Source organism: Timonella sp. A28 (assembly GCF_051200815.1).
Taxonomy (GTDB): domain Bacteria; phylum Actinomycetota; class Actinomycetes; order Actinomycetales; family Cellulomonadaceae; genus Timonella.
Genome location: NZ_CP195159.1, coordinates 1,670,098 through 1,692,933, shown reverse-complemented (window position 1 = coordinate 1,692,933; position 22,836 = coordinate 1,670,098). Strand labels below are relative to the sequence as shown.

General features: G+C 52.2%; 22 protein-coding genes. 12 read left to right on the top strand and 10 right to left on the bottom strand.

Going from position 1 to position 22,836, the window contains the following annotated elements; translation table 11 throughout:
* The first annotated feature begins 14 nt into the window (after positions 1-14).
* From ACR9EC_RS08050 to ACR9EC_RS08030, 5 genes are all read left to right on the top strand, one after another.
* Positions 15-899, top strand: coding sequence for an acyltransferase family protein (locus ACR9EC_RS08050; protein ID WP_435298716.1), 885 nt, complete (start codon positions 15-17; stop codon positions 897-899).
* Positions 868-2,091, top strand: a complete 1,224-nt coding sequence (locus ACR9EC_RS08045; protein WP_435298715.1) for an acyltransferase family protein — start codon at positions 868-870, stop codon at positions 2,089-2,091. The genes ACR9EC_RS08050 and ACR9EC_RS08045 overlap by 32 nt, the downstream gene beginning before the upstream one ends.
* Before the next feature lie 80 nt (positions 2,092-2,171).
* Positions 2,172-2,630, top strand: coding sequence for a GyrI-like domain-containing protein (locus ACR9EC_RS08040; RefSeq protein WP_435298714.1), 459 nt, complete (start codon positions 2,172-2,174; stop codon positions 2,628-2,630).
* 1 nt (position 2,631) lies between these two features.
* Positions 2,632-3,039 carry a hypothetical protein gene (locus tag ACR9EC_RS08035; RefSeq protein ID WP_435298713.1) on the top strand — a complete coding sequence of 136 codons (408 nt, stop codon included), beginning with the start codon at positions 2,632-2,634 and terminating at the stop codon, positions 3,037-3,039.
* 93 nt (positions 3,040-3,132) lie between these two features.
* Positions 3,133-4,020 (top strand): AraC family transcriptional regulator, encoded by an 888-nt coding sequence (locus tag ACR9EC_RS08030; RefSeq protein ID WP_435298712.1) that lies wholly within the window; start codon positions 3,133-3,135, stop codon positions 4,018-4,020.
* Positions 4,021-4,079: 59 nt separating this feature from the next.
* On the opposite strand, the gene ACR9EC_RS08025 is transcribed toward ACR9EC_RS08030, so the two are convergent.
* Positions 4,080-5,507, bottom strand: coding sequence for a DNA recombination protein RmuC (locus ACR9EC_RS08025; RefSeq protein ID WP_435298711.1), 1,428 nt, complete (start codon positions 5,505-5,507; stop codon positions 4,080-4,082).
* A 21-nt stretch (positions 5,508-5,528) separates the two neighbouring features.
* A complete protein-coding gene (locus ACR9EC_RS08020; RefSeq protein WP_435298710.1) occupies positions 5,529-6,131 on the bottom strand; it encodes a pentapeptide repeat-containing protein in 603 nt (200 codons plus the stop codon).
* A gap of 275 nt (positions 6,132-6,406) precedes the next feature.
* Between ACR9EC_RS08020 and ACR9EC_RS08015 the strand changes: the two genes are divergently transcribed.
* Positions 6,407-7,072 carry a GNAT family N-acetyltransferase gene (locus ACR9EC_RS08015; protein WP_435298709.1) on the top strand — a complete coding sequence of 222 codons (666 nt, stop codon included), beginning with the start codon at positions 6,407-6,409 and terminating at the stop codon, positions 7,070-7,072.
* Between the two features lie 53 nt (positions 7,073-7,125).
* On the opposite strand, the gene ACR9EC_RS08010 is transcribed toward ACR9EC_RS08015, so the two are convergent.
* The 3 genes from ACR9EC_RS08010 to ACR9EC_RS08000 form a co-directional block, all read right to left on the bottom strand.
* Positions 7,126-7,719 carry a DUF305 domain-containing protein gene (locus tag ACR9EC_RS08010; RefSeq protein WP_435298708.1) on the bottom strand — a complete coding sequence of 198 codons (594 nt, stop codon included), beginning with the start codon at positions 7,717-7,719 and terminating at the stop codon, positions 7,126-7,128.
* A gap of 75 nt (positions 7,720-7,794) precedes the next feature.
* Positions 7,795-8,250 carry a hypothetical protein gene (locus ACR9EC_RS08005; RefSeq protein ID WP_435298707.1) on the bottom strand — a complete coding sequence of 152 codons (456 nt, stop codon included), beginning with the start codon at positions 8,248-8,250 and terminating at the stop codon, positions 7,795-7,797.
* 79 nt (positions 8,251-8,329) lie between these two features.
* Complete coding sequence (locus tag ACR9EC_RS08000) at positions 8,330-8,749, bottom strand: GNAT family N-acetyltransferase (protein WP_435298706.1); 420 nt, start codon at positions 8,747-8,749, stop codon at positions 8,330-8,332.
* 96 nt (positions 8,750-8,845) lie between these two features.
* Between ACR9EC_RS08000 and ACR9EC_RS07995 the strand changes: the two genes are divergently transcribed.
* Together ACR9EC_RS07995 and ACR9EC_RS07990 are read left to right on the top strand one after the other, a co-directional pair.
* Positions 8,846-10,051 carry an NAD(P)-binding domain-containing protein gene (locus tag ACR9EC_RS07995; protein ID WP_435298705.1) on the top strand — a complete coding sequence of 402 codons (1,206 nt, stop codon included), beginning with the start codon at positions 8,846-8,848 and terminating at the stop codon, positions 10,049-10,051.
* A 75-nt stretch (positions 10,052-10,126) separates the two neighbouring features.
* Positions 10,127-10,579 (top strand): hypothetical protein, encoded by a 453-nt coding sequence (locus ACR9EC_RS07990; RefSeq protein ID WP_435298704.1) that lies wholly within the window; start codon positions 10,127-10,129, stop codon positions 10,577-10,579.
* 322 nt (positions 10,580-10,901) lie between these two features.
* Here ACR9EC_RS07990 and ACR9EC_RS07985 read toward each other — a convergent pair whose 3' ends face one another.
* The 4 genes from ACR9EC_RS07985 to ACR9EC_RS07970 all read right to left on the bottom strand — a co-directional run bounded on the left by ACR9EC_RS07985 (position 10,902) and on the right by ACR9EC_RS07970 (position 15,166).
* Positions 10,902-11,060: a hypothetical protein gene (locus ACR9EC_RS07985; RefSeq protein WP_435298703.1), complete on the bottom strand. Its 159-nt coding sequence runs from the start codon at positions 11,058-11,060 to the stop codon at positions 10,902-10,904.
* 389 nt (positions 11,061-11,449) lie between these two features.
* Positions 11,450-12,448: a MaoC family dehydratase gene (locus tag ACR9EC_RS07980; protein WP_435298702.1), complete on the bottom strand. Its 999-nt coding sequence runs from the start codon at positions 12,446-12,448 to the stop codon at positions 11,450-11,452.
* Positions 12,445-13,806 (bottom strand): 3-oxoacyl-ACP reductase, encoded by a 1,362-nt coding sequence (locus ACR9EC_RS07975; protein WP_435298701.1) that lies wholly within the window; start codon positions 13,804-13,806, stop codon positions 12,445-12,447. The genes ACR9EC_RS07980 and ACR9EC_RS07975 overlap by 4 nt, the downstream gene beginning before the upstream one ends.
* A 10-nt stretch (positions 13,807-13,816) precedes the next feature.
* Positions 13,817-15,166: an acetyl-CoA C-acetyltransferase gene (locus ACR9EC_RS07970; RefSeq protein ID WP_435298700.1), complete on the bottom strand. Its 1,350-nt coding sequence runs from the start codon at positions 15,164-15,166 to the stop codon at positions 13,817-13,819.
* Positions 15,167-15,305: 139 nt separating this feature from the next.
* Here ACR9EC_RS07970 and ACR9EC_RS07965 point away from each other — a divergent pair, with 139 nt between their 5' ends.
* The 4 genes from ACR9EC_RS07965 to ACR9EC_RS07950 all read left to right on the top strand — a co-directional run bounded on the left by ACR9EC_RS07965 (position 15,306) and on the right by ACR9EC_RS07950 (position 20,767).
* Positions 15,306-15,944 carry a TetR family transcriptional regulator gene (locus tag ACR9EC_RS07965; protein ID WP_435298699.1) on the top strand — a complete coding sequence of 213 codons (639 nt, stop codon included), beginning with the start codon at positions 15,306-15,308 and terminating at the stop codon, positions 15,942-15,944.
* 48 nt (positions 15,945-15,992) lie between these two features.
* Positions 15,993-18,074, top strand: a complete 2,082-nt coding sequence (locus ACR9EC_RS07960) for an acyl-CoA dehydrogenase family protein (protein ID WP_435298698.1) — start codon at positions 15,993-15,995, stop codon at positions 18,072-18,074.
* Between the two features lie 270 nt (positions 18,075-18,344).
* Positions 18,345-19,730 (top strand): hemolysin family protein, encoded by a 1,386-nt coding sequence (locus ACR9EC_RS07955; protein ID WP_435298697.1) that lies wholly within the window; start codon positions 18,345-18,347, stop codon positions 19,728-19,730.
* Positions 19,727-20,767, top strand: a complete 1,041-nt coding sequence (locus ACR9EC_RS07950; RefSeq protein WP_435298696.1) for a hemolysin family protein — start codon at positions 19,727-19,729, stop codon at positions 20,765-20,767. The genes ACR9EC_RS07955 and ACR9EC_RS07950 overlap by 4 nt, the downstream gene beginning before the upstream one ends.
* Positions 20,768-20,873: 106 nt before the next feature.
* Here the strand turns inward: ACR9EC_RS07950 and ACR9EC_RS07945 are convergent, their stop codons facing one another.
* On the bottom strand, positions 20,874-22,778 hold the full coding sequence (locus ACR9EC_RS07945) for a lipase family protein (RefSeq protein WP_435298695.1): 1,905 nt from the start codon (positions 22,776-22,778) through the stop codon (positions 20,874-20,876).
* Positions 22,779-22,836 lie beyond the last annotated feature (58 nt).

Sequence of the window (22,836 nt, the reverse complement as noted above, 5' to 3'; positions counted from 1 at the left end):
ACTATGCTTTATGGGTGTTAAACGCCCCCACAATAAAAAAATCAGAAAATCTGCCTTGTGTTGACCAGCAGACATCAAAAAAGCTTCGTGCAGACATTCAAGCTCTTCGAGCTGTAGCAGTACTCGCTGTCGTTATTTACCATTTTTGGCCCAACGTCTTGCCGGGCGGTTTTATTGGCGTAGATATTTTCTTTGTGCTGTCAGGGTTTCTCGTCGGCGGGTTTCTGATACGTGCTGGGTCGCGTGGCGAACCGATCAACCTCCTTGGTTTCTATGCGCGACGCATAAAGCGCATCTTGCCTTCTGCATATATAACAATCGCATTAACAATGGTTTTTCTGTGGGTTTTAGTCCCGATAAACCGTTGGGAAAATGCCTCACGTGAAGCAATCGCATCGATTATCTATCTGCAAAACCTTCTTCTGGCTCAAAATTCAGTTGATTATCTAGCGCAAGACGCACCGGACTCATTGTTCCGGCACTTTTGGTCTTTGTCCGTTGAAGAACAATTTTATATTGTTATTCCATTGCTGGTCTTGTTGTGTGCTATGGTGGCTAAGCGAGCCGGATGGTCGCCGAAAATTATTGTCGGTGGAAGCGTTGCCCTGCTTGTATGTGCGTCTTTCATTTATTCTCAAATACAGGTTTCTGCTGGAAACCCAGCCGCATACTTCACTCTCACCTCGCGATTATGGGAACTTGGCGTAGGTGCTTTGCTTGTGCTGCTGCCTGCACATGTATTGCGTCGACGGATGCGCTTTAGTGCGCTCCTGCTCGGGTGGGGTGCGATTGTTTGGGCACTATTCTTCACTGATCCAACTGCCTTCCCGGGGGGCGGGCGCGCTGCCGCCTGTCTTAGGAACAGCATTGCTGCTTTACCTGGGATTCGGTGCTACTGAAGGTGTCGGAAAGCGGATAACCACAGCGTGGCCGGTGCAATACGTTGGAGACATCTCTTATAACTTGTATCTCACGCACTGGCCCATTATTGTGCTGCTTCCGCTACTTTTCAAGAACGTGGGATTTGTCGAAAAAGCTGGTGCCGTCGTTGTTTCTCTACTGCTGGCAATGGTGCTCTTTCATGCAGTCGATAAGCCTTTGCGTGATGTTCGCGTCAGTAAAAACAATACAAAGAAAATTCTTGTGTGGGGTTTCTTTGGGTCCTTACTAATAGCGATAGTTTCTTTCCTTCCGGGAATCCTTTCACATGCTCAAGAAAGCCAGCATAAAAACGAAATAAACTCAATACTGGAACACGAATTTAATAATTTAGGGTTAACAGAAAAAACGAAACTAGAATTGCCGGAAATAGCATTAGAGACAACTCGCTTATTGCCTAATCCAGCACATGTGCGCGACTCTTTACCCACAGGCGCTGAGGGACGATGCAAATCTAATATGGCTGACCCTTTTACCCCTACATGCATGTTCGGGGCAGAAGACGCACCCATCCGTATTGCATTAGCGGGGGATTCTCACAGCGAGCAGTATCTTCCCGCTTTCGAGAAGATCGTTGCTGCTAACCCAGACGTTCGCGTTGACACATATTTCCACTCAAGCTGTCCACTCTCAACAGCACAACGCGTGTCTGACGCAGACAGGGGCGGTCCTTGCGTTGTCGCAAACAACGCAACACTCAAAACATTAATCGACGAAAAATATGATGTTGTTGTCACCTCTAACCGAACAGCCGTGGAATGGGTGGCACCACCGGAGAAACCCTCGCCTGAAGAAGGGTTCAGCGACGTCTGGTCACAGTTGGCGGCACACTCTATTCCCGTGGTTGTGTTGAGTGATAACCCGATGATGCTTCCAGCAGAAGGCACCACAGAGTGTCTGGTAAAGAACCCAACCGAGCCACAGACATGCGCCCGAGCACGATCTGAAGCATTGCCTCGCGATCACCAGATCGCCCCCGCTAAAACAACGGATGGGGTCACCTTTGTTGATACGTCGTCGTGGTTCTGCACTACAGACCGCTGTCCCGCAGTTATTGGAAATGTGGTCGTCTACCGAGACGAGCAACATATCTCTGTGCTGTATGCAGAAACGTTGGCCGACGAAGTGTGGGCGGCGGTTACTCGTCGTTAGTGAGTTCCGCTAAAGCTATTTCAGTCATCTCAACAGATTGTGGCACGTATTGCACAGTGGGGCAGACCTACAGTGAAGGCATGACACAACCTAAGTTCTTAACAAATTCCCCACGTACAGTCCTTGGATACGCAATACGAACAGACAGCCCCGGGTCTCAGAATGCGATTCCCGAACTCTGGGAGCGCGTGTCCCGTGAAGGTCTGATTGAAGCAATTCCAGGACGACGCAGCGAGCACGTGTACGCGGTATACACCCATCTAGAGAACGCTGGTGTTAGCCGTGATGGGTGGTTTACTTTCCTCATCGGTGTTGAGGTTGACCCGGCAACCGCTGTCCCGGATGGTATGACGCTGGTGTCCGTGCCGAAGTCTGCACGCGCAATGTTCGAAGTTCCAGAAGCTGACCCAACTCGCGTAGTCGAAGCGTGGAATGAAGCGTGGGCATTCGACGACATGCGCAAGACATATCTATGCGAGTATGAACAGTATGGCCCGGAGGGTATCTTCGTTGCCATTGGCGTAGACAAAGAAGTTTAGTATGAATCCCTTGTTGCCGGAGATGCCAGAGAGCGTAGCCGCTGCATTCGACTCCATTCCAGTGGGCGCTGCAGAACGGCTTCTTGCCGTACGGGCAATAGCCTATGGTGTTGCCGAAGGCATTCCGGAAACTGGCGGATTAAAGGAATATACAGCGTGGGGTGAACCCAGCCTTCGGCCTGTCAATAACAAGGTTGGAAGCGCTATCCGTTTGGGGATGCAGCCTGACGGGACGCCCGCAATGTTTGTCCACTGTGGGACGCCGCTCATTTCAGAGTTTCGTTTTGTTGCCAGCCATCTTTCCTACGAAGGGAAACGAGCGGTGCTCCTTGCTGAGGATACCCATTTTCCCGAAGCTGAACTGGCGCAACTGATTGAGTTGGTGTTCACCCACTACCTGCGCAAATAGCCGGTCTTTTACACCGTATGATGGACTCCCACACCTGAAGTCATTGTTGTAGCAGTGAGCGTGCTGATCAGGTAAGTAATGAGAGGACGCGTCATGGGACAGCAAAAGGTGTTCTCTTATGAGGATCGCTTTGATCTTGTGCTTTCCTACGTATACGAGCATTTGGATCAGCCGCTGGATTTGATTCGGCTGGCTGAGATTGCTGGGATTTCGCCCAGGCATTGGCATCGGATTTTTTGTGCAGCGTTTGGTGAGTCTCTCCCAGCGCTTGTTAAACGCGTTCGCATGCAACGCGCAATTGCCCTATTGGCTGATAACGCACCCATTCCTGAAGTCGCAGCCCAATGCGGTTACCCAAATATCTCGTCGTTTACCCGCGCTTTTCGGACCACGGTCGGCATAACTCCGGCTGATTATCGAAAATATGGCACGCATGTTGATTTAAGAATTGCGCGCATCGTCGATGATCCACAACGCTTTCCTGTCCGTCAAGTAGAACTTGCGAAGATAAGGTGTGTTGCAGTCCAGCATCGCGGCTCTTTTTTGACCATAGATCGTGCGTTCCATGATCTGCGGGTCTGGCTGCTCGCACATGGCATTGATATGGACGATCACGAGTTATACGGAGTGTATCTCTCGGATCCGTCGAGCACGGAGGAGTCCGAGTTGAGGTCACTCGCTTGTGTGACTGTCCCTGAGAGGTTTTCTCCTGACCTACTGCCTCTGTCACCAGATGCGCCAACTCCGGAGTGGTACTCGCTACGTCATGGAACGTACGCGGCTTTTAACCACGAGGGGGCATACTCTGATATGCCTGAGAGTTATGCATGGCTTTTCGGTTGCTGGCTGCCCGCATCTGGACGAGTCCTCACAAATGACCCGGTAGTTGAGCACTATCTGAGTTCCCCACAAGAAGAGACCCCGACGACTGTTAGAACTGATCTCTTGCTTCCTCTCAGCGATGAGGAACCCTCTGGGTAGTGAACTTCCTGTGGCTTGTCAGCGTAGTGTGCTGTTGTGAGTGAAGCCTTCTATGCTGCCTATTCGTCGTTAGTGAGTTCCGCTAAAGCTACGTCAAGAGCAGGGGGTTCTTGTGTCGTGTCAAGCATGGAGGTTTCAACAGAACGTAGTTTGCGTTCCACTGCACGTGTTCTTGTGCCTGCTTCTTTAACCGTGTTCTGGGCTGTTGCTAATTGTTTTTCAAGTTTCTCCCACACGGCACCATATTTGCGGAACTCTTGTTTGGCTTGACCAAGCACACTCCATACTTCAGATGAACGCTTTTCGATAGCGAGTGTGCGGAAACCCATCTGCAATGAATTGAGTAGTGAACTGAGAGTTGTTGGTCCAGTGACGTTTATTCGATGCTCGTTTTGTAGGCGAGAGACGAGACCTGGACGACGAATCACCTCAGCGAATAAGCCTTCAGTGGGAAGGTACATGATGGCGAAGTCGGTGCTGTATGGCGCTTCAATGTATTTGCTTGCGATTGTTTTTGCTTGTTCGATAATCGCTTTTTCGAGGGCTTTTGCGGCTAGTTCTACGCTGTCTTTGTCGCCTAGTTCAGTTGCTTCAACGAGCCTTTCATAATCTTCTTGAGGGAATTTCGAGTCGATTGGGAGGTACACAACCTCACCGTTTTCTTCTCTGCCTGGAAGTTTGACGGCAAATTCAACGCGTTCTGCGGAGTGCGGTTTGATTGCAACGTTTGATTCGTATTGCTCGGGAGACAGCAGGTCTTCGAGCTGTCGAGCGAGTTGGACTTCACCCCACGTACCTCGCGATTTTACGTTCGTTAAAACTCGTTTGAGGCCGCCCACATCTGATGCTAAGGACTGCATTTCTCCAAGGCCTTTGTGGACTTCTTCAAGACGGGAACTGACGAGTTGGAAAGACTCGCCCAACCGTTTCTCTAGGGTTCCTTGGAGTTTTTCGTCTACGGTTTCCCGCATTTTTTCGAGTTTCGCTTCGTTTCCTTCGCGTAGTTTTGCTAACTCGGCAGAAAGCAGACTCTGCAATTCGATGTGTTTGCGAGTGTTTTTCTCGGTTAACTGTTCAAAACGCTCAGAGAACTGTGCGCGAAAAACTTCTTGAGTTTCTTGAATGGATTGCGAGTGTGTGCGGAACCTGTCGCCGAGTTCTTGCAGGGATCGCTGTGTTTCTTCGCGGAGGTTCCGTTCTGCTTGAGTGCGTGCCTCAGCGAATTTGAATTGTTCAGCCGAAAGGCTCGCGCTGAGGTGATGGAATCGACGCTCTGTGGTTTCGGTGTGCAGTGATTGGATGCGTTGAGTTTCTTCGCGTTGCCGCGATAGTTCTTCACGCATCACAGCATTTTGCGCGTCGAACATGCTGCGAATAAAGGGCTCAAGCGATGTAGAAGACTGCCCTTGAGTCTTTTTGCGCTGCACCCATAACGAGCCAAGTAAAACCAAAATTAGGAGCTGCATGACGAGTAGTACAGGTTCCACGTGTGGGCGCCTTTCGTGTTTCTACTTGAGCGTGATCCCCAGCATCTTTGCGAAGGATGGCGCAAGTTCGGTGAACTGTTCTGGATTCATAATGGTTCCTTTGAGGCCTGCTGCGTTGCTGACACGCGCAATATGTGCGCCACGCACATCTACTTTTGTGCAGTGGGTTTCATTCATGACGAGGTGATCGATGGTGCAGTTGTCAAAAATTACGTTTTTGAGTTGTGCCGCGGACAGGTCTAATTCGTCCAGGGTGCAATCAACGAAGTGTATGTCGGTGATGCGGGTGCCACGGAGGTTAAAGAACCCGATTTTGCAGGCTTCTATGCGGGCATGCACCCACGAAGAATCGAACGCTTGAAATCCGCCGATGCGTGAATGGGAGAAAACCACATTGTGTAGCCCCGAGTGGACGAAAGACACGTCTGGTGCGGACATTTCCGTGAACGTCACATCCGAAAAGTGGGAGCGCGAAAATACAGTGTTGGAAAAGGTGCAACCAGTGAACTGAGAATCAAGGACACGTAATTCTTCGCCTAAAAAATCACTAAAATCTGCTTGTGTTATGTCGGCCCGCTCAATGTAGCCGCCTTCTTCGATGAGCTCAGATATGGGTTGCTTCATGACGCGAGTCTACGCGGCCGATAAAAGAGATGAAATGTTCATTAACTCGTCCACAATCGATGGTGTTGTGCATCTCGTTTTCGGGCGAGTGAGAAAACAGTTCCCGACCGGCTTTTTTCCGCTAAAAATCAAGGAAAAACGCATATTTTAGTCCCGCAAATTTAGGTTCTGTTTGCTCTGCGTCCTAGTCTTTTTAACCTCGTGTGTTCAAGCATGTTTAAACACACGAAAAATACTACTTTCGCAGCATGCCAAACATGTGTTTTCATATCGCTATGCAACACGAAATTGTCCTCGAGGGATACGGCTTTCGACTAGAGCCGTTATCCCAAGCGCACGTTGGTGCGCTGGCTGAAATTGTCGACCCACACATGTGGGCTGGCATGAGTACGCCCACCCCACATGGGGAAGTTGGCATGGCTAACTACATTGAGGACGCACTGAGTACATCTGATGTGTTGCCGTTTGCTGTTGTTGACACAGTGAACGGCGAAATCGTGGGCAGCACAGCTTTTAACGGTGTACATGAAGAGCAAGGCCGCGTAGAAATTGGACGCACTTTTTATGCGAGAAGCCTGTGGGGTCGGGTCGTTAACCCAGTATGCAAATTCTTGCTCATGGAATACGCCTTTGAGCAGTGGGGCATGTACCGCATTGCAATGAGGGCGGATTCTAGGAATGCTCGTTCAATCTCTGCAATTACCCGTCTCGGTGCAACATATGAAGGCACACTGCGAGGGTTCCGTATCGCTCCGGACGGAACACGCTGCGATTCGGTTTCTTTCTCTATTTTGCAACCAGAATGGCCGACAGTTCGCGATGGACTGCTCAACCGCATAGACCCGCTCCGCAACGTGTCAGACATCCACTGGCCAAACACGGGAACCCTGTTTGAAAAACGCACAGGCGACCTTGTCTCTGACGGAGCACCAGAAGAATAAAACTTCTCTACACACTACTGTGGAGGGCTGCACCTGCAGCCCTCCACACCTATTTACAGGGCTTCAAGCAAACCGCGCATTTCTGCGATCTCAGCTGTTTGCGCGTCAATGATGGTTCGCGCTAAAGCTAACGCATCAGGGTTCACTCCGGCGTGTAGTTCTTCTTCAGCCATAGTGATGGCACCTTCATGGTGCACAATCATCTGCTCAAGAAAAAGTCGTGACGCTTCAGCACCCTGTGCGGCAGAGAGCTGAGACATGTCGTCGTCGGACATCATGCCATCGTCGTGCCCCATCATTGAATGGTCGGCTTCGTCTTGGTTAAAACCCCATTGGCGTAGCCACCCGTTGAGTTGCGTAATTTCTGGGCTTTGCGCTTCCTTAATGCGGATAGCAAGTGCTGTTACTTTCGGGTCAATGCTGTCTTTCGCAAGAACTACGTCAGACATCTCGATGGCTTGTTGATGGTGAACAATCATCATGGAGGCAAACATTTCATCGTCGCTGTTTGCTGATGCTGCTTGCGTGGTTTGGGCGCTTGTCTGCGAAGACGAAGGCGCTGAAGGCTGACTGTCAGTTGTGCATGCTGCCAAAGACAAGGAAACAACAGCAAAAAGGCATACGCGTACTACAGGTTTGATAGACATAAAAATTCCTTTGTGTAAGACACACGAGCGCTCACTGCGCTCACAAGACGGACGAAAAACGAATACGACCGTTTTTTACGTGCGGCTTATACAAAGCTGATGGAGAGAAACACTTACAGGTCGCATATGGAACGACACGGTACGACGAGCCCACAACCGTCGGATACGTAAGACGTATGCGAGAGAAAACGAGGGCCGTAAAAGAAAAACGAAAAGCCCAAGAAGCGCTAACACGCAGGTGAGAGACATGCCGACGCTGTCGTGTAGTGGAGGCTGTTGGGTGAGGCTAGACGTTGTGACGTGAGTTGCTGAAATGTCACTGGCGTGATCGGCAGCGGCGTGGCCGTTGTGTGCTGTTGCCACAGCCGTCTCAGCGGAGGGGTGCAGCACGTTTGCCTGATGGGAAGCGTGCGTGCCAACCGTGTGCATGGCAAGCAAACCAGCGATCGTCAACGCGCATAACGTCAAGCACAACATGACCGAAAAACGAGGATGCACTAGACGTTCTATGTGTTTATACAACTCGGTCATGTCACCTCGCTTTACCGCTCACACGTTTGCTTGAGCCACCCTAGCAGCGGATGCTGAACGTTTGTTATGAAAACATGCGCTAAAGCAAACGAACAAAAGAACGCAACGGTTGAGGCTCAACATCATGAATCTCAACCATGCCCCGCGACTCATAAAACAGTCGCTGCACAGGATCCGCGTCAGTGAGCAACACCAACTGACGAATATCAGCAGAACGAGCCATCACCTCGTCCAAAAGCGCACTGCCAACACCAGTGCGGTGGGCGCGCGGGTCAACGAGAATGTCTTGCACGTAAGCGATTGTGGAACCGTCGCTAATAACGCGAACGAGCCCAACAAGAACGCCCTCGTCATTGCGTGCAGTAAGCACATAGGAGGACCCTTCAAGTGCAGCCATAAGCGCATCAGGGTCTTGCGTGTAGGTGACCCACCCGACCGCCGCATATAAGTCGAGGGTTTCTTCACGCGATGGAATTTCATGCTGAATCTCAACTGTCATGCATTTAGTGTCTCTTACCTTCAACCATCCAGCCATTGCACACGATCTAGCAACAACACGTGTGAAACCCTGCGTGCAGGGAATAGGAACTTGAGTGTGAAGGTTCATACTGATGTGGACCGGAAGCGTGCTGTGCACACCAGCAGTGAACATGTAGATAATGAAACCGTGCCTGAAAACACCACAAAAATTGTAGTGATTGGTGCCGGACAAGCAGGGTTGAGCGCAGCGCACACGCTGATACGCAAAGGGCTCAAGCCGCACGTTGACTTCATTGTTCTTGACGCAAATGAAGGCCCTGGGGGAGCCTGGCAGCATAGATGGCCATCGCTCACCCTAGGAAAAGCGCACGGCATTCACGACCTACCAGGGTTAGCTTTAGGAAAGCCTGATCCCCACGAACCCGCGTCGTCTGTAGTATCACGCTATTACGGAACATATGAACAACAGTTCGAGGTCCCCGTGTTACGCCCGTACACCGTTCAACACGTACGTTCCACGCGTGAAAACGATCTGCACGCTCCGCTGCGTATAACCGCACTCAATACCGCCACACACGAAACCACACACTGGAATGCGTTAGCCATCATCAATGCAACGGGCACGTGGGACCAACCATTTTGGCCCTACTATCCGGGCATAGAAACATTCAACGGCCGCCAACTTCATACGAAGGATTATCAGTCTGTAACAGAATTTGCGGGAAAGCGCGTACTCGTAGTTGGAGGAGGAGCAAGCGCCATCCAATTTTTGCTTCCCTTGCACGACGCAGGAATCGCAACATTGTGGTCAACACGACGTGCTCCACAGTTCACGCAACAACTCTTCGACAAGCAGTGGGGAATAAACGTAGAAAAAGCTGTTCGTCAACGAACAGACAAAGGACTGCATACCTTATCGGTGGTTGGCGCTACAGGTTTGCCGCTCACTCCCGAATATCAGCAAGCAATCAACCGAGGAGTGCTCATATCTCGCGGGCCACTGCGACGAATACTCCCGAACGGCGTCGAATTTTCAGGCGTGACAGGCAAGGAAGCAACCGACGTTATGCCGGCTTGGGCAGGTGGAATAGAACCCGTAGATGTCATTTTGTGGGCAACAGGATTTAAACCAGCCCTCAAACATCTCGCACCCCTCAAATTACGCTCCCCGCAGGGCGGCATTGCTACAGACAGCACGCGCGTATACGCAGATAACCGAATATATCTTGCCGGATACGGTGCAGGTGCCTCCACCGTTGGAGCAACACGAACGGGACGGACAGCAGGAGCCGCCGCAGCCCGATACATCGCAGGCCGTTAAATCCCTTGTAAGACGGCTAAACCTCTTAACTATCTGCGGTAAGGTAACGACAGATAATCGCAGGTAAGGAAAAGCATGGATACGGTTGTTGGCGTTCTCGGATTAACACTTGTGTTTGGTGCCATCGTGTGGGGCGTCATTCTCGGAAACCGGATCAAACGCGCACGCGCCAACATACATGTCCGACGGCAAGAAACCCCAGCGCAAAAAATTGCATGGCGAGTCATCGCAATCATCGCTTTAGCGCTAGTCGCATGTTTCACGATTCTTGGGCCTGTGCTTGGCGACGACACGGGAAACTATTCATCGTTGAACACCCTCATTACTGGACGACTGCAAGATTCCTGCTGCGAACCCGGACCCGTATATGCGACCGCTTTACAGCGCATTCTCGCTCTTGTGCAAAGCGTTGGAGTTGCTGCGGTGACAGGTTTGATGACGTGGTGGCTCGTCCGCCAAGGAAATACTATTTACAGCGAGGCGATCGCGGCGGTGCTTGAACCAGAACCACGCGACAGCGAAGACTAGGCTGGACGCGAATAGACGTCGTTTGTAAAACCTTAAAAAGGCATAAAAGAAGGGAGTCAGAGCTGCAGTCTCTGTCTCCCTTCGCGGTCTCCTGCGGAACGCTACGTTCAGACGAAGCGCACCGAGGAGATCGCCTGGGGTTCATTGCTGTGAACCAAGATAGGGCCTCCTCTCGATCGAATGGTGGCCTCACAAAGCATGTGTGCGACCCTGACATCTGTAGCCTACGAGCCTTACGTAGAAAACGTCTACTGATTTTCTGACCTGCATAAACGCAGTTCAGCAATCGCTGAAGTTTGCTTATGTAAGCAAGTCCATCCAGTTAACGTGTTACGTGCGAAACGTACCGCAACCATTCCGTATGATTGCGCAGCGCGCGTTCACGGAGTTCTTCTTGGCGTTGTAATTCTTGTAGGGTGATGTCTTTTTGTGAGGTACTTTGACTGTTTTTGAGCGCACTGGTGCGCATAAAAATAGGCATGACGATTTCCAACTACATGGGAGTGAACAAAAGGAAGTGCTCTCAGTGAGGTGAGTGCATAAAGTTTGGCGTGTGCGACGTAGGAGTCGGGCCAAACCTGTCGTGGTATGTAGTTGAGCCGTGATGAAGTGCTCGGTTATGACCTTATGAAAGTAATGAAGTGTCTGTCCACCTATTATTCACGAGATTAGTTCAATCAATTACCAATCAGATGATAGGGTGAAAATAGAAAAATCCTGCCAGTCGCGCAACTGGCAGGATTTTCGTTTAGATGCCTCAGGATTAATCTAGCGTGTCTCTACGGCAAGCAGACTAAACGGCAAGATTTGTGGATAACTGCGAATACTAACTACAAGCACCTACACAGTTCGAATCTCCACATGGACATATTACAACGGAGAAATACTGCCTTTGAAGTGCAGTTTTCCTGTCTTTGGGTTCCAACCATACTGCTGAACGGCAGCATTACGAGGATCTATACGTAGGTGTGTAGGTTTTGGAGAGGAGTGATCATCGGATGGAAGTGGCGCTGCTTGCCTTAGTGAAACGAAGACCTTGCTAGGAAGCAGTACCGGCTTAGCAAAAGTGACAGTCCATGTGAACTCATCGCCCCGTACATCACGCGATTGTGCCAGAGCACGAGCCGCTATATACATGCCGTGAGCAATAGCCCGAGGAAAACCAAAGACCTTTGCGGTAAGCGCAGACATGTGAATAGGGTTGCGATCTCCAGATACTGAGGCATACTCGCGGCCAATATTTCCCGTCAGATCCCACGCTGCTGTAGGGAGCGGCGGTTGAAAAGCCTCGCGTGCCTGCTCCTCACCGAGTCCGGCTAAGAACTTTCCAGGAGCAAGGTAAACGGATACCCCCTGCCACACGAGCTTTTCGTCGACGTATGCTTCAACGACAACCTCCACGGTCGTGCCCTTAGGGTGCCCACCAATGTTTTGAGTCCACGCAAAAAAATCGAAGTGTTCATCCACGCCTATCGCACGCGCCACGTTTATCCGATTTTCCAGATGAATCATGCCAACAAGCGGCAACGGAAAATCCGAACTAGCCATGACGGACATCGCGAGAGGAAAACCAAGAACGTGTATGAAACCAGCAGGGACGGAGCCATCAATTGGCTCGCCAACAAGGTGTTGGTATGCCTTGAGTTTTTCAGGCGGCACGCAAACATTACGTGCAACATGCGTTACATCAGGTAGTTGTGGTGCTTCCAGTACTGGTGAAGAAGACTGCCTTGATAGTTTTGTTCGCGCTGCAGTAAACACTCGCTGTGGATCAGGCAGCAGCGCTTGCGTGTACAGGCTATTCAAACCAGGTATGTGTGTGAATTCGCGTGTGGCATCCGGACGCAAGTAAGGAGTAAGCAGGCTCATGCGCCCACCACGTTCTGTCCGCATACTCGCAGCGTGCGGCCATTAATTCCGCCAGATGCAGGTGACGCTAGAAACGCAATAGTTTCAGCAACATCAATAGGCTGTCCACCTTGCTGCAACGAATTGAGGCGACGAGCAACTTCTCGAGTGGCAAACGGAATTTTTGCAGTCATAGCAGTTTCAATAAAACCAGGCGCTACAGCGTTAATTGTTCCCCCTCTGGGAGCAAGCAGAGGTGCTGTTGCGGCCACCATGGCGATCACTCCAGCTTTCGATGCACCATAATTTGTTTGGCCGCGGTTCCCCGCGATACCTGAGGTTGAAGCAAGCGAAATGATACGCGGGCTCTCGGTGAAGGAATCGCTTGCAAGGAGTGCATCATTAATGCGTAGCTGTGATTCAAGATTCACTGCAAGCACTGAATCCCATCGTGCCTCGTCCATGTTTGCTAATAATTTGTCACGAGTGATACCTGCGTTATGCACAACAATGTCTAAGCCGCCATGGCGGGTGACTGCATGTTCCAGAATCGTTTTTCCTGCGTCCAAAGTGGTGATGTCGAGTTGGAGGGCAGTGCCTTCAATATCGTTGGCTACGCGCGCCAGATTCTCGCCTGCGGCGGGAACATCAACAGCCACAACGGTGGCGCCATCTCGCGCCAGTGTGCGTGCGATGGCGGCCCCAATTCCTTGCGCAGCACCAGTCACCACAGCAACTTTTCCAGCTAAAGGACTGTCCCAACGGGCGGGTTCTGTTCCCGTAGCTGAAGACACATCAATAATTTGTCCATCAACAAAAGCGGAACGAGCAGACAAGAGAAAACGAAGCGCCGACGTGACAGGCAGAGCATCAACATCAACCTCATCAGCAACAGCAATGGCGTTTGCTGTTGCCCCACGACGAAGTTCTTTAGCAAGGCTGCGCAAGGCACCATGTGCGCCGTTGCGCGCCGCCGAAAGTTCTGGAGTGTTGTCCGCGTGCGGTCGAGTTATAAACACTATGCGGCCGCTCGGATTGAGCGAGCGTACATGTGCGCCTAATTCCCGCAAGGGCGCGCTAAGGTCGCCCACAGAATGAATATCTGACAGTACAACAATGATGGCTCCCCACGAGGTCCCGTCAGATTCGCTATGACGACGCACATCAACGTCTGTGTGGGTATCGGTTAACGCAAGAAGCTGGTCGCATACGCGCTGTGTATCAGATGAGTCAGGCAATCCAAGAACGAGTATGGGTCCGGTAACCAAGGGCTGTTCTGGAGTGTATCGACGCAAAGGGACTGGTTGCGGCAGTCCAAGCTTGTGCGCGAGGGCTTTCCCCAGCCCTTTGTTAACGAACTGTGTGTAGTTGTCGCTCACAATGCCCTCCTTAAACAGCAGATTCGATGATCGCAGCGGCACCCAGTCCACCAGCAGCACACACAGAGATAAGTGCCCGTGCCGGCCGTCCTGTACGTGCAGCTTCTTGAGAGACCAGTTTTGCGGCCGTCGCTATTATGCGAGCTCCTGTTGCGGCAAAAGGGTGCCCGGCTGCTAGAGACGAACCTTTGACATTAAGCTTTGATCGGTCAATGCTTCCCAGAGGTTCGTTAAGGCCTAATTCTGTGCGGCAGTAGGTGTCGTCTTCCCACGCTGCAAGTGTGGTGAGGACAGTGGACGCGAACGCTTCATGGATTTCATAAAAGTCGAAGTCTTGAAGGGTTAATCCGTTTCGTTTCAATAGGGCTGGAACCGCGTGTGCCGGAGCCATGAGTAAACCTTCGTGGCCGTGCACAAAATCCACTGCGCTGGTGTGTGCGTCAACAAAACGCGCCAGAACAGGCAGGTTATGTTCTGTAGCCCATGAGCGGCTACCCACGAGCACGGCAGATGCGCCATCCGTGAGTGCAGTGGAATTAGCGGCGGTCATAGTCGGTTCAACGTTGAGATTTTTTCCGAAAACTGGTGGAAGCTCAGCAAGTTTTTCTCTGGTCGAATCAGCCCGCAGGTTTTGGTCTTGGGTGAGGCCACGATGTGGCGTGACGAGATCGTTGAAGAATCCATCCTCATACGCACGGGCTAGGTTTTGGTGCGAAGCATAGGCAATGTCATCTTGTGCATCGCGAGCAATTTCCCAGTGCGCTGTAGTTATTGCTTGATGTTCACCCATGGATAGCCCAGTGCGAGGTTCATTAGTGCGTGGGGTGTCGGGTGCGATGTCTTTGGGGCGCACTGTGCTAAATGCTTTGATGCGTTGGGTAAATGTTTTTGCGTGTGAGGCTTTGAGTAGCGCGGTGCGTAGCCTGTCAGATACGGCGATGGGCGCGTCAGAAATAGTGTCTGTTCCACCTGCGATTGCTGAATCAATTTGGCCGAGCTGGATTTTGTTGGAAACGGTAATGAATGCTTCAAGGCCGGTCGCGCAGGCTTGTTGCAGGTCGAACGCAGATGTTGTGGGGGAGAGCGAGGAACCTAAAACGCATTCTCTGGTGAGGTTGAAGTCTTTGGAATGTTTTAAAACGGAACCGGCAACGACTTCTCCGATGTGCTCATTGTGTAGGCCGAAACGGGCAACAAGGCCTTGCAGTACGGCCGTGAACATTTCTTGATTTGAGGCTTCTGCATATGCGCCTCCAGCGCGCGCGAAAGGAATCCTGTTTGCGCCGATGATGACTGCATCGTTGAGTGGTCGATGGGCGGTGTCGGTGGGGGAATCGTGGTGCGGATGTGGTGCTGCCATGGTGTCTCCTCGCGTCGTTGCTTGAGTTGTGGCTGTGCGGGTTCTGACTGCAGCGTGAGTAGTTTTAGGACTTTCGTCCATTGCTTTCGCAATCAGATACATCTTTATAGAACCCAGAGTACCTGATACTCTGAGTATCGTGAGTTCAATCACAGAGAAAAATGCCGACGATGGCCGCTCCACACGGTGGGAAGAACACCGCACAGCACGACGACTAGAACTAGCCCTAGCCGCCCGCAAAGCCGTACACATATACGGCACCGACATCTCAATGGACGTCATTGCAAACTATGCAGGAACATCAAAATCAATCGTCTACCGGTATTTCGTCGATAAAACAGGGTTGCAAACAGCAGTGGCCGAAGCCGTCATGCAACAAATACATGAAGCACTACACGGCGCGGCACAGCGCGCAGCAACACCAAAAGAAGCCCTCCACGCAATGGTTGACAGCTACCTCGAAATGATCGAGCACTCACCTAACGTGTACTACTTCATCACCCGTGATGCCCCAGGACTGCCACTGCTCGACTCCATGAACGAAGTCGTCGCACTCCCTTTCGCACACGAAATGAAAGTCCCACAAGCAGACGCAGCAGCGTGGGCCGCCGGCGCCGTCGGATTCGTCCGCGGTACAGGGGAATGGTGGCTCACCTACATAGGGCAACCCCAGCATCCCACCCGCGCAGAACTCGCCGAATCCATCACCACATGGCTATGGAACGGCCCAGTCAAACAGTTAGCCCGCAGCAAAACAACACGAATCACCAGCCCGTAACCATTCATTAGGCACACGCGACCCCACTGCTACACAAAGGAGTGAGCAATGACCGCAACAACAGAGCGCACACACAACCGCGCTAAAACACCAGCGAGCAACCTACAGGTAAACCTCGACTATCTCGCCCCGCACCTACTCGGACGATGGAAAGACCTGCGGCTGATCGCCCGCAACTTTGCCCGCGACCCGCGCATCATCCGTGACCCACACCTCGGCATGGACGAACACCGCGAGCGAGTGTTCAACCAACTCTCCATCCTCGTGTCAGAGGCGCAAGTGCTACGGGCATTCCCCGAACACCTCGGCGGAAAAGACGATGCCGGTGGCGGTATCGCAGGATTCGAAGAGCTCCTTGCCGCAGACCCCTCCCTGCAAATAAAAGCAGGCGTTCAATGGGGGCTATTCTGTGCCGCAATACATCACCTAGGAACACCAGAACAACACGACCGGCTCCTGCAACCAGCAATGAACCTCACGGTTCCAGGGGCTTTCGCCATGACCGAAATTGGCCACGGCTCAGACGTAGCTTCCATCGCAACCACGGCGACATACGACGAAGAAACCCAAGAATTCATTATCAACACCCCGTTCCGGGCCGCGTGGAAAGAATACTTAGGCAACGCCGCGCTACACGGAACCGCAGCAATAGTTTTTGCGCAACTCATCACCCAAGGTGTCAACCACGGAGTGCACGCCTTCTACGTGCCCATCCGGCACACAACCAAAAAGGGCCGCGCAGGAACACTCCTACCCGGTGTTTCCTCTGAAGACGACGGACTAAAAGGCGGACTCAACGGCATCGACAACGGCAGGCTCGCCTTCGATAATGTGCGTATCCCACGCCACGACCTCCTCGCACGATACGGCTCAGTAGCAGCAGACGGCACCTACACCTCACCCATAGAATCACCAGGACGACGATTCTTCACCATGCTCGGCTCACTCGTCCAAGGCCGCGTATCACTCGACGGCGCAGCCGGAGTAGCCAGCAAAATCGCATTAACCACAGCAATCACCTACGGAAACCAGCGGCGACAATTCACCTCAACGAACGACACCGACGAAACCGTCCTGCTCGACTACCAAACACACCAACGCAGACTCCTGCCACTCCTCGCGGAAGTGTATGCAGGACACTTCGCCCACGATAGGCTCCTCGACCTCTTCCACGCCGTATTCTCAGAAGAAGGCATGGATACCCCAGACAGCCGAGAAGACCTCGAAACACTTGCGGCAGCTCTCAAAGCCACCTCCACATGGCGAGCCCTCCACACCCTGCAAACCGCACGAGAAGCATGCGGAGGAGCCGGATTCATGGCAGAAAACCGGCTCGTACAACTACGACAAGACCTCGACATATATGTCACCTTCGAAGGCGACAACACAGTCCTACTGCAACTCGTCGGCAAACGCCTGCTCACCGACTATGCAAAACAATTCAAAAACATTGACGGCATCAACATGGCCAGGTTCGTCGTCGAACGCACAGCAGACACCGTCCTATACAAAACACCACTCAACCGGGCCGTCCAAACCATACTCGACACCGGATCAAAACGGCGCTCAGCCGCAGAATTACGCGACGAAGAAACCCAACGTGAACTACTAGCAGACCGCGTAGAAACAATGGTCGAAGAACTCGCAAATGCCCTTCGGCCGGCACAAAAAATGAGCCAACAAGACGCAGCCAACCTCTTCAACACGCACCAAACAGAACTCGTCGAAGCAGCAAAAGCACACGCAGACCTCATCCAATGGGAAGCCTTCACAAAAGCATTAGACGACATCGAAGACCACGACGCCCGCATGATACTCACCTGGGTAAGAGACCTATACGCACTGCACACCATCGAGCAGAACCTCGCGTGGTATCTCATCAACGGCAGGCTTTCGGCACAACGCGCCGAAACAGTCACCTCATACATAGACCGACTCCTGCTACGACTACGCCCACACGCCCAAAACCTCATAGACGCATTCGGGTTCGACGAAACCCTCGTACGCGCCACCCTGCTCACCGGAATAGAACAACGCAGACAAAACGAATCGCGTGAATACTACCGGCAACAACGAGCCCGCGGTGATGCGCCGCTCCACGAAAAAACCACCAAAAAAGCAGCCCACTAACACGCCACTACAGGGGTTCAACATGACGGGTCATGTTGAACCCCTTTTTCGTCACAAAACTTGTAAATTAATGCGGGAACTAAACAACATCAGTCATAGTTATATTCAGTACTCGCATCTGCGCGAGTACCAGCGCAACCAAAAAGAAAACTGCGCTGTAACCATACTTTCGAGAAAGGCCATTGTGGACACACCTGGTCATAGTCCCAGCCACCTTCTTAGCAGTGCGTGCACAGCAGCACACACTTCACAAGCTGAGGAGGTGGAAACATGGTAGTCGTATCCATCATTGTTGGGATTCTCCTCATTGCAGCGTGTGGCATGTTCGTGGCCGCAGAATTCGCGCTGGTCACAGTAAACAAAAACGCTGTGAAAGCACAAGCAGAACAAGGCGATAAAAAATCTAAAGGCGTCCTCAAAGCCTTAGCAACACTGTCAACACAGTTGTCAGGGGCACAACTCGGGATCACCATCACAAACCTAGGAATTGGTTTCATGGCTGAACCCGCAATTGCCAGCCTCATCGTCGGACCACTAGAAAACGCGGGCTTGTCAGACATACAAGCACGCTCAGTATCCGTCACGTTAGCTCTTGTTCTCGCCACAGCCCTCACCATGATCTTCGGTGAACTTGTTCCAAAGAACCTCGCACTAGCGAAACCACTAGAAGTAGCGCGCGCCGTTACCGGTTTCCAGCGCGGATTCTCCAAAGCAACCGCAATTTTGCTGCGTTTCTTTAACGGAACCGCCAACAAGATCGTGCGCATGTTCGGAATCGAACCGCAAGAAGAACTCGCATCTGCCCGTTCCGCAGAAGAACTATCCTTCCTTGTGCGTCACTCTGCTGAACAAGGCGCCCTACCAACACGAACCGCGCAACTCGTTGAACGATCATTCGCCTTTGGTGAACGCCGCGCACACGACGCAATGACCCCACGCTCACGCATGGTGTCAGTCACCCAAAGCACCCCCGTCAACGAACTGCTTGCCCTCGCCAAACAGACTGGACACTCACGTTTCCCAGTGCTCGAACCAGGCGCACGCAAAATTGACGGCCTCGTACACGTACGCCAAGCACTCGCAATCGCCTACTCTCAACGCCCACACACCGTAGTCGGCGATGTCATGGGAGAAGCAACACTTGTTCCAGACACAGTAGAACTCGACGACCTTATGGACACATTGCGTGCCGGAGGCCTACAAATGGCTGTACTCATTGACGAATCTGGAGACGTCGCTGGAGTCATCACCCTCGAAGACCTCGTCGAAGAACTCGTCGGTGAAGTCCGCGACGAACACGACCCAGACGGTGGAGAAATCGAAGCAGTCTCAGCACACCAATGGACCGTCGACGCGTCTGTACGCCCAGACGAACTAGACGACGTCATCGACTTCGGCATCCCCGAACACGAAGAGTACGAAACCATCGCAGGGCTAGTGACCCTCGAACTTGGTCGGCTCGCAAGTGTCGGCGACTCCGTCTATGTGACAACCAGCGGAGAAACCACAACAACAGAACCCCAACCAGACGAAAAAGGCCACACCAGCGCATACCTGCGCCTCATGGTCACCGAAATCGATGGTGTTCGAATCGAACGTGTACTCGTTACACTCCTCGGTTCACGTGCCGCAACTGGTAAAGGTGGTGCCCGATGAGCCCGATCACTGGAATCCTCGTAACCGTTTTCTTGCTGATCTTGAACGCGTTCTTCGTTGGCGCAGAGTTCGCGCTGATCTCTGCCCGACGATCCATCATCGAACCCAAAGCACAAAACGGCGGCCGAGCAGCGAAAATGACGCTGTGGGCCATCGAAAACGTGTCCTTCATGATGGCTGCAGCCCAAATGGGTATCACCGTCGCATCCCTGCTCTTGGGTTACGTCTCCGAACCGGCAATCGCCCACCTCATTGAAGAACCATTCAAAGAGTGGGGCGTCCCCGAATCGATGGTCCACCCAATCGCTTTCGCAATCGCGCTTTCCCTCGTAACGTTCTTGCACGTCGTGTTGGGTGAGATGGTTCCGAAAAACATTGCGCTCGCAGGACCAGATAAGGTTGCGCTTGTTCTTGGACCAATTCTTGTGGTGATCGCAAAGATCTTCAGCCCAATCCTGTGGTTGTTCAACGGTATCGGAAACAGCATTTTGCGGTTGATGAAGGTTGAGCCACGCGACGAAGTTGCAACTGTCTTCACCCAAGAAGAAGTTGCTGACCTCGTTGAAGAATCACACGAGGGTGGTCTGATCTCGTCCGATGATGAACAACTCTTGTTGAGCGCATTAACCTTTGAGTCGCGTTCCGTGGAAAACGTCATCATCCCGATGGTAAAGATGCGCACTATCGACGAGGGCTTCACTCCTGCGCAAGCGGAGCAAGTCGCGTTGAATGGGTTCTCACGTTTCCCAGTGTTGAACGCTGAGCGTAGACCAGTAGGTTACGTGCACATCAAAGACTTCTTAGATGTTGATCTTGATGCACGCGACTTACCTGCTGATCCATCAATTATTCGTCCGATGCCTACCTTGCAAGCAACAGATTCTTTGCAAGCGGTATTGAGTTGTATGCAACGCGAAGGTGCACACTTGGCGCTTGTTGAAGCCCAAGGGCATGTTGCTGGTGTAGTGACTCTCGAAGATGTTCTGGAAGAACTCGTCGGGCAGATTCGAGATGACTCGCGAGCATCGCGCGCGTAAGCTAAACGCAACATAAAAGGGGTGGTGCACACAGCGTGTGCACCACCCCTTTGTTGTCGGCTTAACCGTGATTGTTAGTTACACGCGCCGGTTGGTTGCACACCAGCTAACCGGTCTTTGCTCCATGCGGTGAGGTCGCCAGCGCCTGCGGGTTGCGCAGCACGTCAAGGTGAGTGTCATCAACGTACGTATTGATGGTTGCAGTTGGGTTAGCAGTACATAACTGTTCACCATACTTTTCGTGCAGTTGTGGTGTGACTACTTCGTCTTGTGTACCCCATCCGTAAAACACTGGAACATCAAAGGTTCCAACGGCGGCGTTTTGTGTGAGGCGTTGGCCAAGCGTTGAGGACTCATCGATGCCAGAGTAGAGGTTTGTGCCTTCAGCACCAAGCAAGATCATGGACATGGCTGACGCGAGCGACGACGAATCTGTGCATCGTGAATCTAGTGAGTTCACGATGGGGGACGCGCCAAAACGGACATAGTCTTGTTCAGTGACGTCGTCGTATGCGGAGGAATACGAGTCCACGATGTATGAGAGCATCATCGCCACAGATGATTGTTTGGTGTCGATGAGTGATTGTGTGAACTCGAAAGGTTCAGCGATGGGTGCGAGAGCCGCTACACCCGAAATGGTGAGTTCGGGTGCATAGGATGATGCGTGCTTCGCGGTCCATAATGCTGCGTGACCTCCTTGGGAGTGCCCCCACACCACAGTTTCAGGGGAGAACAGATCTGAGCCTTGGGCAGGCGCATCAATGGTGTCTTCTGTAGAAGTGATGTCAGCAAGGGTGAGCGTTCGTGCCGCCCGCGCAGCATCCAGTGAGTAAGCGGCTTGTGTCTCTCCGATGAGGAATGGGGTAGCACGTGTTTGCTCAAATGAGGTCAGGTCGGGCGCTACAAAACCCCAGTTTTCTTTGTATACGTCCACGAATGCCGGGATGTTCTGTGCTGACAGTGCAGTAGACCCTGCAGAGGGCGAGCATGCTGGGGCTAAACCGGTTGTGCTGTGTTCCCACAGCAGCATGTGTGGTTTGTCTGCTTCCGTCATGTCCGCAGGAATAGCGATGATGCCGCTTGCTACGGTGGTCTGCCCAGAGGTTCCGGTTGTTGTGTACAACATGCGTTTAGCGAGCAGGTTTTCAGGTACGTTGCCGTTGTATGCCCCTATGCGTAGGAGTGTGCCAGGTTCTGGCAGGTTGGTGGTGTCGTATGAATAAAATGAATCAACTTGATTGAAGGTGGAGCGTAGCCACATGGTTGCTCCGGCGACGGTCATGCCAACAAAAATAAGGCTGAGACCTACAGCAAAAGCACCGATGAGTGGGGCAATATTTTTGCTGTTGTGTGGTGTTGAAGGAGTGGCTTCAGCAGGTTGGTGTCCGGTTGCTACCTCACCTTTTAGAATCCGTGAGCTCACTCTAAATGACGTGATAATGAGCCACAGAGCGAAGATATAGCCCATAACGACAAGGGTTATGTCTGGCCAAAACATACTGGATGCTCCGACGAGCACGTACATTGCTGCGACTGATAGGCGAAGAATTTTTTGTGCAGGCGTTTTTTTCTTTAACGTCATTATCCGCGCTAGGGCACCAACGAATAACAGGGAGGCCCCTACCGCAGGCAGTGTGTTCAGCGTGTACGCAGATCCCACGACGATTGCGGCAAGCGCAACGAACCCGACTATCACTAATGTGCGAGCTAGACGATGCTTGGTTGTGCGTAGAACAGTGAATAGCAGCCAAGCGGTAGCTGCGATCCAAAAATAGAATGCTACGAGTACCGCAGTGAGTGGCTTCAGTAGCAGTAGGCCACCGGCAATGAAAAGAACAGCGGTAATACCCCACGCAACTAGTGCTGATGTGTGGGGCAGAGCAGAAAATATGCGATGAGCTGGCGAGAGTAACGCTCGAGTGTCAAAGTATTGTTGCGCAAGCTCCCTGATTCCGGGGTTATGGTTGGGGGCCTGTGTGGCAGGGTTGCGTGAACGTGCAGAAGGGGACATGCCTTCAAGTATGCCGAACCTCGAAGCACTCGTCGTTCAGCTTGTATCAGATGGACGG